The organism is Neorhizobium puerariae, from assembly GCF_042429745.1.
GTDB classification, from domain to species: domain Bacteria; phylum Pseudomonadota; class Alphaproteobacteria; order Rhizobiales; family Rhizobiaceae; genus Neorhizobium; species Neorhizobium puerariae.
In genome coordinates this window covers 42,621-57,994 of the sequence record NZ_JBHMAA010000006.1, presented here as the reverse complement: position 1 = coordinate 57,994, position 15,374 = coordinate 42,621, and the positions used below count along the sequence as shown (strand labels likewise).

Annotated in this window: 16 protein-coding genes; 7 read left to right on the top strand and 9 right to left on the bottom strand. The window is 62.6% G+C overall.

What is annotated here, in order from left to right; translation table 11 throughout:
- Window positions 1-86 precede the first annotated feature (86 nt).
- Both ACFFP0_RS03665 and ACFFP0_RS03660 read right to left on the bottom strand, forming a co-directional pair.
- Window positions 87-362, bottom strand: coding sequence for a cytochrome C oxidase subunit IV family protein (locus tag ACFFP0_RS03665; RefSeq protein WP_377256381.1), 276 nt, complete (start codon window positions 360-362; stop codon window positions 87-89).
- 10 nt (window positions 363-372) lie between these two features.
- On the bottom strand, window positions 373-918 hold the full coding sequence (locus ACFFP0_RS03660; RefSeq protein ID WP_377256378.1) for a cytochrome c oxidase subunit 3: 546 nt from the start codon (window positions 916-918) through the stop codon (window positions 373-375).
- A gap of 119 nt (window positions 919-1,037) precedes the next feature.
- On the opposite strand from ACFFP0_RS03660, the gene ACFFP0_RS03655 reads away from it, so the two are divergent.
- The 3 genes from ACFFP0_RS03655 to ACFFP0_RS03645 all read left to right on the top strand — a co-directional run bounded on the left by ACFFP0_RS03655 (window position 1,038) and on the right by ACFFP0_RS03645 (window position 3,199).
- Window positions 1,038-1,193, top strand: a complete 156-nt coding sequence (locus ACFFP0_RS03655; RefSeq protein ID WP_377256375.1) for a hypothetical protein — start codon at window positions 1,038-1,040, stop codon at window positions 1,191-1,193.
- Window positions 1,194-1,203: 10 nt separating this feature from the next.
- Window positions 1,204-1,893, top strand: a complete 690-nt coding sequence (locus ACFFP0_RS03650) for an NnrU family protein (protein WP_377256373.1) — start codon at window positions 1,204-1,206, stop codon at window positions 1,891-1,893.
- 130 nt (window positions 1,894-2,023) lie between these two features.
- Entirely contained in the window at window positions 2,024-3,199 is a 1,176-nt protein-coding gene (locus tag ACFFP0_RS03645; protein ID WP_377256370.1) for a cytochrome-c peroxidase, read from the top strand.
- A 58-nt stretch (window positions 3,200-3,257) separates the two neighbouring features.
- Here ACFFP0_RS03645 and ACFFP0_RS03640 read toward each other — a convergent pair whose 3' ends face one another.
- The 5 genes from ACFFP0_RS03640 to ACFFP0_RS03620 all read right to left on the bottom strand — a co-directional run bounded on the left by ACFFP0_RS03640 (window position 3,258) and on the right by ACFFP0_RS03620 (window position 7,634).
- Window positions 3,258-3,920 carry an amino acid ABC transporter permease gene (locus tag ACFFP0_RS03640; protein WP_377256368.1) on the bottom strand — a complete coding sequence of 221 codons (663 nt, stop codon included), beginning with the start codon at window positions 3,918-3,920 and terminating at the stop codon, window positions 3,258-3,260.
- A 1-nt stretch (window position 3,921) separates the two neighbouring features.
- On the bottom strand, window positions 3,922-4,605 hold the full coding sequence (locus ACFFP0_RS03635; RefSeq protein ID WP_377256365.1) for an amino acid ABC transporter permease: 684 nt from the start codon (window positions 4,603-4,605) through the stop codon (window positions 3,922-3,924).
- Window positions 4,606-4,614: 9 nt separating this feature from the next.
- A complete protein-coding gene (locus ACFFP0_RS03630) occupies window positions 4,615-5,385 on the bottom strand; it encodes an amino acid ABC transporter ATP-binding protein (RefSeq protein WP_377256362.1) in 771 nt (256 codons plus the stop codon).
- Entirely contained in the window at window positions 5,379-6,221 is an 843-nt protein-coding gene (locus tag ACFFP0_RS03625; RefSeq protein ID WP_377256359.1) for a transporter substrate-binding domain-containing protein, read from the bottom strand. The genes ACFFP0_RS03630 and ACFFP0_RS03625 overlap by 7 nt, the downstream gene beginning before the upstream one ends.
- Before the next feature lie 210 nt (window positions 6,222-6,431).
- Window positions 6,432-7,634, bottom strand: a complete 1,203-nt coding sequence (locus tag ACFFP0_RS03620; RefSeq protein WP_377256356.1) for a LysR family transcriptional regulator — start codon at window positions 7,632-7,634, stop codon at window positions 6,432-6,434.
- A 152-nt stretch (window positions 7,635-7,786) separates the two neighbouring features.
- On the opposite strand from ACFFP0_RS03620, the gene ertD reads away from it, so the two are divergent.
- From ertD to ertB, 4 genes are all read left to right on the top strand, one after another.
- Complete coding sequence (ertD, locus tag ACFFP0_RS03615; RefSeq protein ID WP_377256353.1) at window positions 7,787-9,169, top strand: hydantoin-5-propionate amidohydrolase; 1,383 nt, start codon at window positions 7,787-7,789, stop codon at window positions 9,167-9,169.
- Window positions 9,166-10,401 carry a Zn-dependent hydrolase gene (locus ACFFP0_RS03610; protein ID WP_377256350.1) on the top strand — a complete coding sequence of 412 codons (1,236 nt, stop codon included), beginning with the start codon at window positions 9,166-9,168 and terminating at the stop codon, window positions 10,399-10,401. The genes ertD and ACFFP0_RS03610 overlap by 4 nt, the downstream gene beginning before the upstream one ends.
- A 12-nt stretch (window positions 10,402-10,413) precedes the next feature.
- Window positions 10,414-11,502 carry a thiohydantoin desulfurase gene (ertC, locus tag ACFFP0_RS03605; RefSeq protein WP_377256347.1) on the top strand — a complete coding sequence of 363 codons (1,089 nt, stop codon included), beginning with the start codon at window positions 10,414-10,416 and terminating at the stop codon, window positions 11,500-11,502.
- Between the two features lie 149 nt (window positions 11,503-11,651).
- Window positions 11,652-13,304 (top strand): thiourocanate hydratase, encoded by a 1,653-nt coding sequence (ertB, locus tag ACFFP0_RS03600; protein WP_377256344.1) that lies wholly within the window; start codon window positions 11,652-11,654, stop codon window positions 13,302-13,304.
- Between the two features lie 8 nt (window positions 13,305-13,312).
- On the opposite strand, the gene ACFFP0_RS03595 is transcribed toward ertB, so the two are convergent.
- Both ACFFP0_RS03595 and ACFFP0_RS03590 read right to left on the bottom strand, forming a co-directional pair.
- Window positions 13,313-13,510 (bottom strand): hypothetical protein, encoded by a 198-nt coding sequence (locus ACFFP0_RS03595; RefSeq protein ID WP_377256342.1) that lies wholly within the window; start codon window positions 13,508-13,510, stop codon window positions 13,313-13,315.
- Window positions 13,507-15,225 carry an ABC transporter ATP-binding protein gene (locus ACFFP0_RS03590; RefSeq protein ID WP_377256339.1) on the bottom strand — a complete coding sequence of 573 codons (1,719 nt, stop codon included), beginning with the start codon at window positions 15,223-15,225 and terminating at the stop codon, window positions 13,507-13,509. The genes ACFFP0_RS03595 and ACFFP0_RS03590 overlap by 4 nt, the downstream gene beginning before the upstream one ends.
- Window positions 15,226-15,374 lie beyond the last annotated feature (149 nt).

Genomic DNA, 15,374 nt, shown 5'->3' with positions numbered 1-15,374 from the left:
ATGATGACCCGTGGAATTTCTATGCGGGGATTCCGGGAAGCGTTCTTTGCGTTTTACCAAACAAAAAGGAGGACCCTGCCGGGTCCTCATTGCATGATGGATGCAAGCACCATTTTCGCCAGGGAAATGGCGGCGAAGAAGACGGGCCAGATCAACAGCGCCCTGGCGAGGTTCGGGCGGGAACCTCTCAGATGCATGAAGTCCAGCACGATGAGGCGTATCTTGGCAACCGTCATCGCCAGAATGGCGGTAAGGGCGATCACGGGGATCGCCTCCTGTTTCCATTGCGCTGCGATCAGTGCCGAGACCACGCCCAGCGCCATGATCCAGTTCGCGCTGCCGAAGAGTCTGGAATCGTTCATTCCGGCGCTCCTAGCTCAGGTAGATCAGGGGAAACATCACGAGCCACACGATATCGATGACGTGCCACACGGTCGTCAGCATGACGACCGTCGAACGTTCGAGGCGGATGGAGGCCAGTACGAAAAGTGCGGCGACAAAGGCCACATGGGCGAGATGAAATCCGGTGATGAGGAAATAGAGTTCGAAGAAGGTCTGCAGGCTCGCGTCACCCGCAGCGGTCCATTCGGAGCTGTATTCCATGATTTTCAGCACGACGAAAAGGAAGCCAAGCGCCGCCGCAAGCAAGAGGAAGAGACGCTGGAGCTTCGGCTTGCCCTCCGAACGGGCCGCGAGGGCTGCCTGCCATCCGCTCGTCAGCAGGACGATCGTGTTGAAACCGGCAAGGCGGGGCGCGAGATGCAGTTTCGCGAGCGCGAAGCTCTCCGGATGCAGCACGGACATCACCACGTAGCCGAGCAGCAGAATTCCAAAGGCCGCGAGCTCGCCCCAAACCAGCACCCAGAGGAGGAGGTCCCCACCTTCATCCGGCTCGTCGGTTGTCGAGATCGCCGCCATTTTCCGTATCTCCGATTTCAGTCGGCTGGAAATTGCAGGCATTTCAATATCCGCTCTTTGTCAAATCGCAAAGAAACGGCAGATGGCGCGCGTAGGATGGCACAAACGAAGGATTTGCCATGTCTGATGCACAGATCGGCCTTCTGATGGCCACCCCGATCATCGTCGTATTTGCGTTCGCCCTGAAAAGGATGGGTGTCCTTCAGGGGTACAGCTCGCTGGCAGCGGTGATTTTCTCCGTTGCCATTGCGGGTGTCCTTTTCCTGCAGCAATAGTGAAGCCGAGATGTCCCAGTTCCTGTTGGCATTCACGCTCTTCCTCGTCCTGCATTCGGTTCCGGCCGTGCCGCGGGTGCGCGGGGCGCTGATCGGCACGTTGGGGCATGCAACCTATATCGCTTCCTACTCCGTCGTCTCGACCGTGGCGCTGGCGTGGCTGTTCCTCTCGACGCTGAACCTCGATTATATCGAGATCTGGCAGTTTCGGCCGTGGCAGGCCTGGTGCACATTCATTCTTGCGCCGATCGGTCTTTTTCTTGTCCTTGCCGGGCTCCTCAGTCGAAATCCCTTCTCGATCTCCTTCCGCAAGAAGGGCGAGCCGGATGCGATCGTGACGGTAACGCGCCACCCGGTCCTGTGGGGCTTTCTCGCCTGGTCGGTGGGACATATCGCGCCGAACGGTGACCTGCGCTTCCTCCTGCTCTTCGGAGGGTTCGCGCTGTTTTCGGTGGGGGGCTTCTTCATGCTCGACAGGAGGGCGCGTCGCGCGCTCGGTCCCTCGTGGGCGACGGCCTCTTCACGGACCTCCATCATACCGTTTGCCGCGGTCGTCCGGGGGCAGGCCCGATTGAGGATCGACTGGCCGATGGTTGCGGCCATCCTATGCACCGCGGTTCTGGTTATCTGGCTGCTCGGAGGCGGGCATGCCGCGCTTGTGGGCGCCGATCCGCTGGCTCTTCTCACGGGGTGGCGTTGACATCTTCCTGTCGCGGCATTTTACCACGGCATCGTCTGCGCCGTTGCGCTGTATCAAGGGCACCCGGACCGCGAGCCCGAAAACTGCCGCAGCCGATGGAATGGAAACAAACGGATACGAGAATTCCCTGATGCGTCATCCTCTTCTTCGTACGGCGGTCCTGGCAGGTTCGATCCTGGCTTTCTGGCCTTCGGGGGGCTCTTTCGCGGACGGCGGCGAGGCCTATCCAAGCAAGGCGGTGCTTGGCGAGGCCCTGTTCCATGATCCCAATCTTTCCAGGAACAGGAGCCAGTCCTGCTCCACCTGCCATGCGCCGGGCGCGGGTTTCGCGGATGTGCGCCAGACGGAGCCCGTCGGCAACGATGTCTCCCTCGGGGACGACGGGCGGTCGCTCGGAGGCAGGAACGCGCCGACCGCCGGATATGCGGCCCAGACGCCTCCCTTTTCCAAGGGGAGCGACGGGGCATATCGAGGCGGGTTCTTCTGGGACGGCCGTGCGCGGACGCTGGAGGATCAGGCCGGCGGCCCACCTCTCAACCCGGTCGAGATGGGGATGCCGGACAAGGCCGCCGTGGTCTCCCGGCTGCGCGAGGAACCCGCATACGATCGGGCGTTTCGCGTGCTCTACGGCGAGGGCGTGTTCCGGGATGACGAAACCGCCTATTCCGCCATGGTCAACGCGCTTGCCGAATATGAGCGGGGACCGGAATTCAGTTCCTTCGATTCCAGATACGATCGTTATCTCAGGGGAGAGGAAAAGCTGACCGACCAGGAAGAACTGGGCCGCGTCCTGTTTTTCTCGCAGCAATTCACGAATTGCAGCATCTGCCACGAGGTGCGAGGCCCCAAGGGGCTCGAAGACGCGGTCTTCACGAACCACAAGTATTTCAATATCGGCGTGCCGGCCAATCCTCGCCTTGCCGCCGGCGCGGTCGGCCCCGATACGGGGCTTGCCCAGAACCCGGCGGTTGCGGGAAACCCGACGGCCCGCGGGAAGTTCAAGATCCCGGGCCTGCGGAACGTGGCGGTCACCGGACCGTACATGCACAACGGCGTCTTCAAGGACCTTCGGACCGTCGTTCTCTTCTATGTGAAGTACAACAGCATCAAGAAGAGCCGGCAGATCGATCCGGAGACCGGACGGGAATGGGGTGCGCCCGAGGTGCCGGACAACCTGGCCATGGAGCAGCTGACGGCCGGCCCGGCGCTGGATGACAAGCGGGTCGATGCGATCGTCGCATTCTTGAAAACCCTGACGGACAGGCGCTACGAAGGATTTCTCACGCAGGACAAGGCTTCCCGATGACGATGGGCCGCCGATCGCAGGGCGGCGGATCAGCCGGATGCGGGGCCGCTCGAGCCGGTCATCTCAGCCTGTGTTCCAGCCGGCTGATGATGCGCACGAGTGGCCATAACACGACGAGATAGATCGCGGCAGCCAGGATCAAGGGCGAGGAATTGTAGGTCAGCGACCGGGCAAGATCGGCCGAATGCAGGAGTTCCGGCACGGAGACCACGCTTGCGAGAGTGGTCAGCTTGACCAGTTCGATCGTATTGGAGAGCAGGTCCGGCAGCACGTTGCGCACCGCCTGCGGGAACGTGACGTAGAGGAAGGCCTGGGCCGCCGTCATGCCGGTGGAGCGGGCGGCTTCCATCTGTCCCTTCGGCACGCTTTTCATGCCCGCACGGAAAATCTCGCCGAAATAGCTCGATGCGTTCAGGAAGAAGGCGAGGCTGATGGCCGCGGGCGCCGGCACTTGCAGACCCAGGAAGGGGATGCCGGCGTAGACGAAGATGATCAGCACCAGCGGCGGGAAAGAACGGAAGAAATCGATCGCCACGATCGTCGGCCAGCGAAGCCCGCGGTGGCGGGAGGTGGCCAGTACCATGGTGCCGATGCCGCCGGCAATTCCGATCGGGATCAGCACGGCGCAAAGCAGCGCCGTCTGGTAGAGACCGGCGAGGATCATCGGCCAGACGCGGGCCATGATCTCGAAATTGAAGAATTCCTGGACCAGCATCTCCATCTCAGTGGCCTCCCCACTGGTAACGCCGTTCGAGCAGCCGCGAGGCGACGATCAGCGGTGCGAAGACGAGCACATAGAGGAATGCGCCCATGGTCAGCGGCGTGGCGTTCGAGGACATGGAAAGCGCCGAGTTTGCCTGCCCCAGAATCTCGTTGACCCCGATCGCGCTGCCGAGCGCGAGGTTCTTGGTGATCGAGATCGTCCGGTTGGTGAGCGGCGGAATGGCAAGCCGCACAGCCTGCGGCAGGATGACGGAGAACAGCGTCTGGCCGAAGGTCATGCCGGTAGATTGGGCCGCCATCCACTGGCCAGGCGGGACCGACGTGATGCCGGCCCAGAAGACTTCTTCCGAAAAGGCGGCGAGCACCAGCCCGAGCGAAATCCACAGAACCACGAGGCTCGGCAGCACGATGCCGACATTCGGCAGGCCGAAGAAGATCACCAGGATGATCGCGAGGGGTGGCAAGGCGCGGAAAATGTCGACGAAGAAAATGATCGGGATGTCGATCGCCCGGACGCCGAGCGTCCTCAGCGAAGCAAGCAGCATGCCGGCGACGATGCCGGTCACCACCACCGCAAGGCCTGCGAGGATCGTCACCCACAGGCCGTCAAGGATCATCGGCCAATAGCGCGAGGCGATATCCGCGTTGAAGAAGGTGAAGACGAAGCGGTCCCAGGCCCCCATGAAGCGCTCCTAGTGCCGTACCTGCCGGAGGAATTGGCGGGTGCGTTCGTGCCGAGCATTCGTGAATATCTGTTCGGCGGTGCCGGATTCAACCACGAGGCCGTTTTCGAGGAAGACGACGCGATCGGCGGCACTGCGGGCGAAATTCATCTCGTGGCTGGCGATCACCATCGTCATGCCGCGGTTGCGCAGGGATTTGATGACTTCCAGCACGCTGTCCACCAGTTCGGGGTCAAGCGCCGACGTCGGCTCGTCCATGAGGATCAGCATCGGTTCGAGCGCCAGCGAGCGGGCAATTCCGACGCGCTGCTGCTGTCCGCCGGAAAGCTGGGAGGGAAAGGAATTCGCCTTCTCGGCCATGCCGACAAGCCCGAGATTCTCCATCGCCCTTGCTTCCGCTTCCGCCTTCGTCATTTTCATCACCTTGCGGAGCGCAAGCGTGACATTTCCCATGGCGGTCAGATGCGGATAGAGGTTGAACCCTTGGAAGACCATGCCGATCTTGCGGCGCATCTGGTTTATGTCGGTCGTGTTCGCCAGCAGGTCGACGCCATCGAGCCTGAGCGTGCCGCCGGTCGGCTCCTCCAGCCGGTTGCAGCAGCGCAGCAGCGTGCTCTTGCCGGAGCCGGAAGGGCCGATGAGGAAGACGAGTTCGCCCGGCCTGACCTGTAGATCGACACCTTTCAGGACTTCGGTCTGGCCAAAGGTCTTGCGGATCTGCAGGGCCTCCAGAAGGAAGCCCTGCGAGGTGTCGTTCGCGGTCGAATGCCGGCTCAGCATTTCGGCTCGTGCGCGGTGGGATCGTAGCCCTGGACTCCCGGCGCGCCATAACCCGGATAGATCGTCGTGGTGGAGGAACCAGGCTTCGGCTCGACTTCGAACCACTTGACGTAGAGCTTGGTCAGGGTGCCGTCCTTCTTCATGCATTCCAGCGCGTTTTCGAGCGTGTCGCGCAGTTCGATGCGATCGTTGCGGGTCGGCATCGACCAGGTGAGGCCTGTTTCGTAGAGATAGGCATTCTTGAGGCGCGGGTTGTTCTTCACCACCCAGGCAACCACCGTCGCGGCGGAAACATTCGTATAGGCGCGGCCGGCGAGAACCGCCTGCACAGCGTCCGTGCTGGTCGCGAAGGACTGTGCGGTCCAGCCATACTTGGCGGCGTTGTCGTTGACCCACTTCTCGTAAATCGAGCCCTTCTGGACGGCGATGACCTTGTCCTTCAGGTCTTCGAGCCTGGTGATGTCGGGTTTGTCCTTGAGCGTCAGGAAGCGGTAGTCGGCGTCTACGAAACCTTCCATGAAGAGCATTTGCTGGGCGCGTTCCGGCGTTATCGTCACGACGGCGGTGAGAAAGTCGTAGGTGCCGGCCTGGAGCGCCGGGATGAGGCCTGCAAACTGCGTGCCTTCGACCTCGATCTTGCGGCCGATCCGTTTGGATATCTCGTCGACGACATCGATGTTGAAACCTTCAAGGCCGCCGGAAACCTTCGGCATGGCGTGCGGCGCGAAGGTGGCGTCGATGGCGGATTTGAGCGGTGACTGATCCTGCGCGGCGGCCGGAACGGCAATACCGATCGCAGTGGCGGTCAGAAACAACGCGAGTGTCTTTTGAAGCATGTCCTACCCCTCGTTCCCAGATGAAAAGCGTCATACGCTATGCTGCGCATTGAACGCTTCCAAGCATTCCCATTCGCCTTCGAACGCAAAACGTAGAAAATCCAGAAGGTCGATAGAAAGCTATCGCAATCGCCCAGGTTGGACATATCCCAAATCTCGAACAACGGATGCCTCGGCCCGAGGCGGCTTCCGCCTTCGCCTAATAAATCATCAGGCTCCCATGAGCTTGCCGCCGACCAGTATGCGTTGGACGATATCCGCAACCGTGTCCGACCGTGTGTCCTTCTTCCAGGCGAGGGAGAGCTGCATGTCGTAGGCTTCCGCCAGCGGAATGGCCGCCATCTTGTCGTCGAGGCCGAGGATCGCCCATTGCGGCAGGAGCGCGATATAACCGTGCTCGATCACGAGATTGGCGATAACAGGGATGGAGTCGATCTCTACGAAGGAGATCTTCGCCTGTTCCTCGGGCGTCAATATGTCTGCCGCCAATGTCACGAATTTCTGCCTGAGGCCGCTTTTCAGGCTTGGTAGCGCAAGCGGCGCGTTCATCAGCAGGCGTCTCGGGTCGCGCCGATGCGTGGCGATCAGCTCGGAAGAGCCCACCAATGCAAGGCTCGAGCGCGAGACTGTGCGATGATCGATGCCGGAGGGAACCTCCGGCGTGTCCAGCAATACGATGTCGTAGAGCCGGTTGTTCAATCCCGACAGCAACTCCTCCGCGTTCGTGCTGGAGATGTAGAGCGGATTATGCGGCTGCCGCAACGGCCATTCGGCTGCGAGCAGGGCCAGGATCTTGGCGATCCGGCTTTCGCGGCCGAGCGGCGCGACCGAGCCGAGGTTGATCATCCGGCTGGCCCGGCGGAAGCGATCCCCGGCGTGACCGGAGATCCTGAGCCAGATCGTCTCCAGCTCTTCGGACAGCGCCAGAAACCCCTTGCCTGTTTCGGTCGGGGTGGCGCCTGAGGCGGTGCGATCGAGAAGCGCGGTGCCGAGTTCCTGCTCCAGGCTTTTCAGCTGGCGCGTCAATTGCGGCTGGCCGATGCCGATCTCGATGGCTGCGCTGCGGATGCTGCCTGTCCGCGCCACCACGAGGAGACGCGAGAGCGCCAGCAGCGAAACCGACATGCGGGCCGCATGGCGCTCCGCCGGCATGGGTTCGGGCACTTTCGAAAGCGCGGCAAGTTCCAGAACGAGATCGGCGATGCGTCTCAGGTCTCCGGCAAGGCGGCGGCCTTCCAGCGTCGGCAGAATGCGGTTGCCGGTGGTCGTCGTCAACGGAGTTGCTATATGTGACTGCAGACGCGCGAGGGCTGCCGAAACGCTGGCGACGGGCCGCCCCAGCGCCCGCGCCGCGCCCCTCAGGCTGCCGAGCGAAAGTGCGTAGTGGGCCATCAGAAGAGTGGCGATGTCCATTGCTCAGACTTTCCGCAGGTATCCGGCCGGAGGGGCAGTCAGGTATAATTCGTTCACGATATGGGATATCCCTCGGTTCTGTAAATTCCCCTATCGTGGCTTCGTCGCAGGCCGGACGCCGAGGCGATGCATCGATTGGGGAGAAATGGTCCATGGCGGATTTCGATCTTGTTCTGAAGGGGACGCTGGTCCTTCCGGATCGCATCGTCCCGGAGGGCCATGTCGCCGTTCGCGACGGGTTGGTGGCGTCGCTCGGACAGGGCGAGATGCCGGCGGCGAAGGAGCGTCACGATCTGAAGGATGCGCTGATCCTGCCGGGCGCCATCGATGCGCAGGTTCATTCGCTTTCCCAGAGGGACCAGGAGGATTTCGTCTGGTCGACCCGTTCGGCCGCGGCGGGCGGCGTGACGACCATTGTCGACATGCCTTACGATGAGGGCAACCTGATCTCTTCGGCGGAGGCGGTGCGCGGCAAGGTGCTGCACGGCGAAAGCCAGGCACGCGTCGATTTCGCGCTTTACGGCACGATCGATCCGGAGGAGGGGGCCACGCGAATCCGCGAGCAGGTGGACGCCGGTGTCGCGGCATTCAAGTTCTCCACCTTCGGCACCGACCCGAAGCGTTTTCCGCGCATCCCCGCGCCGCTGATGGCGGAATGCTTTGCCGCGATCGCGCCCACAGGTCTGGCGGCGGGCGTCCATAACGAGAACGACGAATATGTGCGTGCGGCGATGGCGAAGGTGAAAGCTTCGGGCATCACCGACTATCGCGCCCATGAAATGTCCCGCCCACCGCTCACCGAACTGCTTGCGATGGCTGAGATCTACGAGATCGGCGCAGCCACCGGCTGCCCGGCGCATGTGGTGCATTGCTCGCTGGGGCGCGGTTACGAAATCGCCGCCGCATATCGTGCGCAGGGCCATCGGGCGACTGTGGAATGCCTTATCCATTATCTGACGCTCGACAGCGAGACGGATGCAAAGAGGCTCGGCGGACGTTCCAAGTGCAATCCTCCGATCCGGCCGCGGGCGGAGGTGGAAAAGCTCTGGCGCCATGTGGCTGCCGGCAACGTGACGCTGCTTTCGACCGACCATGTCAGCTGGTCGCTGGATCGCAAGACCAACCCGGATATGCTGGCCAATGCCTCGGGCCTGCCCGGCCTGGAAGCCATGATGCCGCTTTTCGTGAAAGGTGCCCTGGAGCGCGGCGTGCCGCTTACATGGGCCGCAAGGCTGATGGCGCTCAATCCGGCGCGGCATTTCCGGATCGACCATATCAAGGGCGCACTCGAAATCGGCAAGCATGCGGATATTGCCGTCCTGACGCCCCAAGAGCATGTCTTCGACGCTTCGAAGACGGGAAACAACATCGTTGGCTGGTCGCCCTATGACGGGATGACGCTGCCCTACAAGGTCGCTGCGGCCTATCTGCGGGGCGAGCTTGCCTATGACGGATCGAAAGTTCTGGTCCAGCCGGGCAACGGTCGGTTCGTTCGGCCGTTGAAGGGCCTGCCACTTCAAGGGCTTGCGGCATGACGCGCAACCTTTCCATCAAGGCGGAGCGGATCGCGGCGGATATCGGCGAGCTTGCCGCGATCACCGAGCCGGACAGCCCCTGGACGCGGCGTGCTTTCACGCCGATGTTCCTAAAGGGGCGGGCCTATCTTGAAAGGCGCTTCAGGGAGGCCGGTCTCCGGACGCATGTCGACGCGGCCGGCAATCTCGTCGGCGCTCGCAAGGGTGGTGGCTCGCAAGGCGTGATCATGCTCGGCTCGCATTCGGACACGGTGCCGAACGGCGGCCGGTTCGACGGGATCGCCGGCGTGGCCGCGGCTCTGGAAGTGGCGCGTGCGCTGGACGAGGCCGGGATCGTACTCGACCATGATCTGGAGATCGTCGATTTTCTTGCGGAGGAAGTGTCGATCTTCGGCGTGTCCTGCATCGGCAGCCGCGGCATGCTGGGTCTTCGTCCCGCCGAATGGCTGGAACGGCAGGCGGACGGCATGAGCCTTGCGGACGGCATCTGCATGGTCGGGGGCGATCCGTCAGCGATCGGCGGCCGCAACGACATCAAGGCTTTTCTGGAACTGCATATCGAGCAGGGGCCGGTGCTTGAAAGGGACGGGATGGACATCGGCGCGGTGACCGCGATCGCCGGCATCACCCGGATCGAGATCGTGATCGAGGGCCGGGCCGACCACGCCGGTACGACGCCGATGGGGTTGCGGCGCGACGCACTGACTTCGGCCTCGCGCGTCGTGCTCGGTATCGAGCGGATCGCCTCGGAGATCGCCCGGGGGCCGAGCCATTTTGCGGCCACCGTTGGGGAATTTTCGATGGAGCCCAATGCTGCCAACGTCGTCCCGTCCCATGTTCGCATGCTGATCGATGCGCGGGCGGAAGATCCGGCGGTCATGGATCAATTCCAAGACGCCGTAGTGGCCTTGACCGCACAAACGGCGGAGAAGAGCGGAGTGACTATTCCTGCACCCCGCCGGATATCGAACAATCCGGCGACGCCGATGGCGGAGCCCGTGGTTGCGTTGATCGAGGAGAGTGCGAAGGGGCTGGGAGCGTCGAGCCGCCGCATGGTGTCCGGCGCCGGCCATGATGCCGCTTTCCTTGCCAAGGCGGCTCCTGCGGCGATGATCTTCATTCCCTGCCGCGACGGGCGCAGCCATGCGCCGGAGGAATGGGCGGAAAACGATGATATCGCGCTCGGCGCTGCAGTTCTCTACGAAACGGTCTTGAAGCTGGACAAGCAATAAAGGAGCAAGGGCATGGGGCGGATTCTGACCGAAAAGGATGTCGAGGCGGCGGTGCGCGGCGGCTCCGTCTATGCTGCGGGCGGCGGCGGCTGGGCCGACCACGGCCGGATGCTGGGGTATGCGGCGGTCAGCATAGGCAGGCCGGAGCTGATCACCATCGATGAACTCGGCGATGACGACTGGGTGGCGACCGCCGCCGCGATCGGCGCGCCGGCCTCCACCACTAATTGGGAAATGCAGGGCATCGACTATGTGAAGGCCGTGCAGCTTCTGCAGGATGCGCTTGGCGAAAAGATCGCAGCCCTGATGATCGGCCAGAACGGCAAATCCTCGACGCTGAACGGCTGGCTGCCGTCCGCCATTCTCGGCACCAAGGTGCTCGACGCCGTCGGCGACGTGCGCGCTCATCCGACCGGCGACATGGGCTCGATCGGCATGGCGAATTCCCCCGAGCAGATGATCCAGACCGCCGTCGGCGGCAACCGCGCCGAGAACCGCTATATCGAACTGGTCATCCGCGGCGCGACCGCCAAGGTCTCGCCCGTGCTGCGCACCGCCTCCGACATGTCCGGCGGCTTCATCGCCTCCTGCCGCAATCCGCTGCGCGCATCCTACGTTCGGAACAACGCAGCACTCGGCGGCATCAGCCTGGCGCTGAAGCTCGGCGAGGCGATCATCGCCGCCGACGGCAAGGGTGGCCACGCGATCATCGATGCGATCGTCAGGACGACCGGCGGCTCGATCCTCACCGACGCGGAAGTGACCGCCAAGTCGGTCGTCTACACCAACGAGGCCTTCGATGTGGGCACACTGACGCTCGGCAGCGGCGACAAGGCGCTGACCATGCATGTGATGAACGAATACATGGCGGTGGACGATGCCGGCGGCAATCGGCTGGCCACCTTCCCGGATATCATCGCGACGCTCTCGCCCGAAGGCGAACCGATGAGCGTCGGCCAGCTGAAAGCCGGCATGCGGGTGTTCCTTCTGCATGTGCCGAAGACGCTCATCCCGCTTGCCTCCAGCGTCAAGGACCCGTCCGTCTATCCGATCTGCGAGAAGGCCTTGGGGATCAGCATCGCGGATTATGCATTGGCCTAAAGAGGGCTGTTCCGGTGTGGTTTTCCCTTCTCCCTACTGGGGAGAGGTGAAGCAGACCGCCCGGTTTGAATTCGTCCAAATGCGATTTCCCCGCCGTAAGGGAAAACCTTAGGGTGAGGTCAACCCCTCACGACACCGGAGAAACCACCATGCCCAAGCCCAATGCGCGTCACCCGAATTTCCCGATCCCCGGCGGTCCGGAACTCCGCGCCAAGGGCTGGCGGCAGGAGGCGTTGCTGCGCCTCCTCGAAAACGTGCTGTCCGTCGGCGAAGACCCGGACAATCTCGTCGTCTATGCCGCGCTCGGCAAGGCCGCGCGCAACTGGCCGGCCCATGATGCGATCGTCCGGACGCTGAAGGAGATGGACGAGGACCAGACGCTGGTCATCCAGTCCGGCAAACCGGTAGGGCTCCTGAAGACCCATGACAAGGCGCCGCTCGTCATCATGGCGAACTGCAACATCGTCGGGCAGTGGGCCAAGGCCGAATATTTCTATGAGCTGCAGGAAAAAGGGCTGATCTGCTGGGGCGGGCTCACTGCCGGCGCCTGGCAATATATCGGCAGCCAGGGCGTCATCCAGGGCACCTACGAGATCTTCATGCGGATCGCCGAAAAGCGTTTCGGCGGCACGCTGTCCGGCCGTTTCGTGCTGACCGCCGGCCTCGGCGGCATGGGTGGCGCGCAGCCGCTGGCCGGCCGCATGGCCGGCGCCGCGATCCTTGTCGTCGACATCGATCCGGAACGGGTCGCCAAACGCAAGTCGATCGGATTCCTTGACGAGGTGGCGCCCGATCTCGATGCTGCGCTCGCGATGGTCGATGCAGCGGTGACGGAAAAGCTGGCCGTCTCGATCGGCCTGGTCGGTAATGCGGCGGATATCTATCCGCAGATCGTCAGGCGCGGCGTTGTGCCGGATGTCGTCTCCGACCAGACCTCGGCGCATGATCTCGTCTACGGCTACGTGCCGAAGGGCATGAGCCTCGACGAGGTGCGGCGTTTGCGCAAGGAAGGCCAGGGTCAGCTGATGGCGGCGAGCCGTGCCTCGATCGCCGATCATGTCCGCGCCATGCTGGACTTCCAGGCCCGGGGCTCGGAAGTCTTCGACAACGGCAACCTGATCCGCACCCAGGCCAGGCAAGGCGGCGTGGAAAACGCCTTCGACATCCCGATCTTCACCGAAGCTTACCTCCGGCCGCTGTTCTGCCGGGCGATCGGGCCGTTCCGCTGGATGGCGCTGTCGGGCGAGGAGAGCGATATCGCCCGTATCGATGACCTGGTTCTGGAGCTCTTCCCGGACAACCATATCGTCACGAACTGGATCAGGCTGGCGCGCGAGAACGTGCCGTTCGAAGGCCTGCCGGCGCGCATCGCCTGGCTCGGCCATGGCGAACGCACCGAGCTTGCGCTGGCGGTCAACGATCTGGTGGCGAAGGGCGAACTGAGAGGACCGATCGCCTTCTCGCGCGACCATCTCGATGCCGGCGCCATGGCGCATCCGAACATCATGACGGAGCATATGAAAGACGGTTCCGACGCGATCGCCGACTGGCCGCTGATCAACGCGATGACGCTGTGCTCGTCGATGGCCGACCTCGTGGTGATCCATTCCGGCGGCGGCGGTTATGCGGGCTATATGACTAGCGCCGGTGTGACGATCGTCGCGGACGGCACGGCTGCGGCGGCAGAGCGCATCTCGCATGCGATCACGAACGATACGTCACTCGGCATCATCCGATATGCCGATGCAGGTTATGCGGAAGCAATGGATGCCGCGGAAGCTGCAGGTCTTGTGCTGCGATAGGGGAGGCGTCATCCTCTGGAGAGGACTGTGCCGGGCGGCAGGATTTTCAGCCGGCATGTCATCAGGCAGGGCGGCGCGGCGAGCGCGAGGCGCAAGATCAGCGCCGCCCATGCCTCGAATACGCCGGCGCGGCCGGTGAACCTGACGTCCGGGTGAGCAGGATCAGGTCCAAGCGAGTCATCAATCGGCAGACGGACGTTGTTCACGGGCCGCCGACCTGTGCCGCGTGCAATCTGTTATAGGCGCCCTGCCTGGCGATCAGGTCCTGGTGGGTGCCCTGCTCGATGATACCGCTGCCGTCGATGACGACGATGCGGTCGGCGCTCTGGATCGTCGCGAGCCGATGAGCGATGATCAGCGTCGTGCGGCCCTGCGAGAGTTCGCCGAGCGAGCGCTGGATCGCCCGTTCCGTTTCCGTATCGAGCGCCGAGGTCGCTTCGTCCAGAATGAGGATGGGCGGGTTCTTGAGGAACATGCGGGCGATCGCCACGCGCTGCTTCTGGCCGCCGGACAATTTCACGCCGCGTTCGCCGATCATGGTGTCGAGCCCGTCCGGCAGGCCGGCGAGCATTTCTTCGAGGCGCGCGCGCCGTGCGGCTTCGACGATTTCCTTTTCGCTGGCGCCCAGCCGTCCATAGGTGATGTTGTCGCGGATCGTGCCGCCGAACAGGAAGACGTCCTGCTGCACGATGCCGATCTGCTGGCGCAGCGACACCTTGGTCATCTTGCGAATGTCCATGCCGTCGATGGTGATGCGGCCGCTGCCGATTTCGTAGAAACGAGGCAGCAGCGAGCAGATCGTCGTCTTGCCGGCGCCGGACGGTCCGACGAAAGCGATGGTTTCACCGGCGCGGATCGTGAGGTTGACGTCTTTCAGAACCGGCTTTTTCGGATCGTAGCCGAAGGAGACATCGTCATAGGCGATCTCGCCCCTCAGGTGCTGGATATCGACCGCGTCAGGGGCATCGGCGATGTCGGGTTCGGTATCGATGAGTTCCGTAAAGCGGCGGAAGCCCGCAATGCCTTTCGGATAGGTCTCAATGACCGAATTGATCTTCTCCACCGGGCGGAAGAAGACGCCGACCAGAAGGAGGAAGCCGATGAAGCCTCCGGCCGTCAGTTCGCCCGAAAGGACGAAATAGGAACCGGCGATCATCACCACCATCTGGGTCAACCGCATGCTCATGTAACTCAGCGAACTGCTCGCCGCCATGAGCTTGTAGGCCTCCAGCTTGACGCGCCGGTAATTCTGGTTGTCCTGTTCGAAAAGCGTGCGCTCGTGCTGTTCGTTGGCGAAGGCTTGGACGACGCGGATGCCGCCGACATTTTCCTCGATGCGCGTGTTGAAGTCCCCGACCCGGCTGAAGAGGCGGCGGAAATTGTCGGTCATGCGGCTGCCGAAATGGCTGGTGACCCAGGCCGTCAGCGGCACGACGATCGCGGTGATCAATGCAAGCTGCCAGTTCACCGAGAACATCAGCACGAGCGCGCCGGCAAAGGTCATCAGCGCGATGAAAAGATCCTCCGGTCCGTGATGGGCGACCTCGCCGATCTCTTCCAGATCCTTGGTGAGGCGGCCGACGATATGGCCGGTCTTCTGGTTGTCGAAATAGCTGAAGGAGAGCTTTTGCAGATGGTTGAAGGCCGCACGGCGCATATCCGTCTCGATATTGATGCCGAGCATATGTCCCCAATAGGTGACGACCGCCATCAGGCCGGTATTGATCGCATAGACAACCAGAAGTGCTGCAGAGGCAAGCAGGATCAGCAGCCATTCCTGGCTCAGGAGCAGCCGGTCGACAAACAGTTTCACGGCCATCGGAAAGCCGAGTTCAAGGATGCCCGAGAGGATCGCGCAAGCGAAATCGAGGATGAAAAGACCTCGATACGGCCGGTAATAGGAAAAGAAACGACGTAACATTCAGGTTCTCGAATTGGATTCCATGCGGGTGCGCGGTTGGCCGGCGGAAGGAAACTGGCGAAACATGACCCGATTTCTCCATATTCGAAAATCAGCCCGGACGGATAGTGTTTTATGTCGCTGAATGCAAATCAGCGAGGGCTTGCAGC

What these genes read in the sequence shown, in the direction of transcription:
- ACFFP0_RS03650 (WP_377256373.1), top strand. Translation starts at nt 1,204, where the DNA reads ATGTCCCAGTTCCTGTTGGCATTCACGCTCTTCCTCGTCCTGCATTCG.
- ACFFP0_RS03660 (WP_377256378.1), bottom strand. Translation starts at nt 918, where the DNA reads ATGGCGGCGATCTCGACAACCGACGAGCCGGATGAAGGTGGGGACCTC.
- ACFFP0_RS03645 (WP_377256370.1), top strand. Translation starts at nt 2,024, where the DNA reads ATGCGTCATCCTCTTCTTCGTACGGCGGTCCTGGCAGGTTCGATCCTG.
- ACFFP0_RS03625 (WP_377256359.1), bottom strand. Translation starts at nt 6,221, where the DNA reads ATGCTTCAAAAGACACTCGCGTTGTTTCTGACCGCCACTGCGATCGGT.
- ertC (WP_377256347.1), top strand. Translation starts at nt 10,414, where the DNA reads ATGGGGCGGATTCTGACCGAAAAGGATGTCGAGGCGGCGGTGCGCGGC.
- ACFFP0_RS03640 (WP_377256368.1), bottom strand. Translation starts at nt 3,920, where the DNA reads ATGGAGATGCTGGTCCAGGAATTCTTCAATTTCGAGATCATGGCCCGC.
- ACFFP0_RS03590 (WP_377256339.1), bottom strand. Translation starts at nt 15,225, where the DNA reads ATGTTACGTCGTTTCTTTTCCTATTACCGGCCGTATCGAGGTCTTTTC.
- ACFFP0_RS03620 (WP_377256356.1), bottom strand. Translation starts at nt 7,634, where the DNA reads ATGGACATCGCCACTCTTCTGATGGCCCACTACGCACTTTCGCTCGGC.
- ACFFP0_RS03630 (WP_377256362.1), bottom strand. Translation starts at nt 5,385, where the DNA reads ATGCTGAGCCGGCATTCGACCGCGAACGACACCTCGCAGGGCTTCCTT.
- ACFFP0_RS03655 (WP_377256375.1), top strand. Translation starts at nt 1,038, where the DNA reads ATGTCTGATGCACAGATCGGCCTTCTGATGGCCACCCCGATCATCGTC.
- ACFFP0_RS03635 (WP_377256365.1), bottom strand. Translation starts at nt 4,605, where the DNA reads ATGGGGGCCTGGGACCGCTTCGTCTTCACCTTCTTCAACGCGGATATC.
- ertD (WP_377256353.1), top strand. Translation starts at nt 7,787, where the DNA reads ATGGCGGATTTCGATCTTGTTCTGAAGGGGACGCTGGTCCTTCCGGAT.
- ACFFP0_RS03665 (WP_377256381.1), bottom strand. Translation starts at nt 362, where the DNA reads ATGAACGATTCCAGACTCTTCGGCAGCGCGAACTGGATCATGGCGCTG.
- ACFFP0_RS03610 (WP_377256350.1), top strand. Translation starts at nt 9,166, where the DNA reads ATGACGCGCAACCTTTCCATCAAGGCGGAGCGGATCGCGGCGGATATC.
- ertB (WP_377256344.1), top strand. Translation starts at nt 11,652, where the DNA reads ATGCCCAAGCCCAATGCGCGTCACCCGAATTTCCCGATCCCCGGCGGT.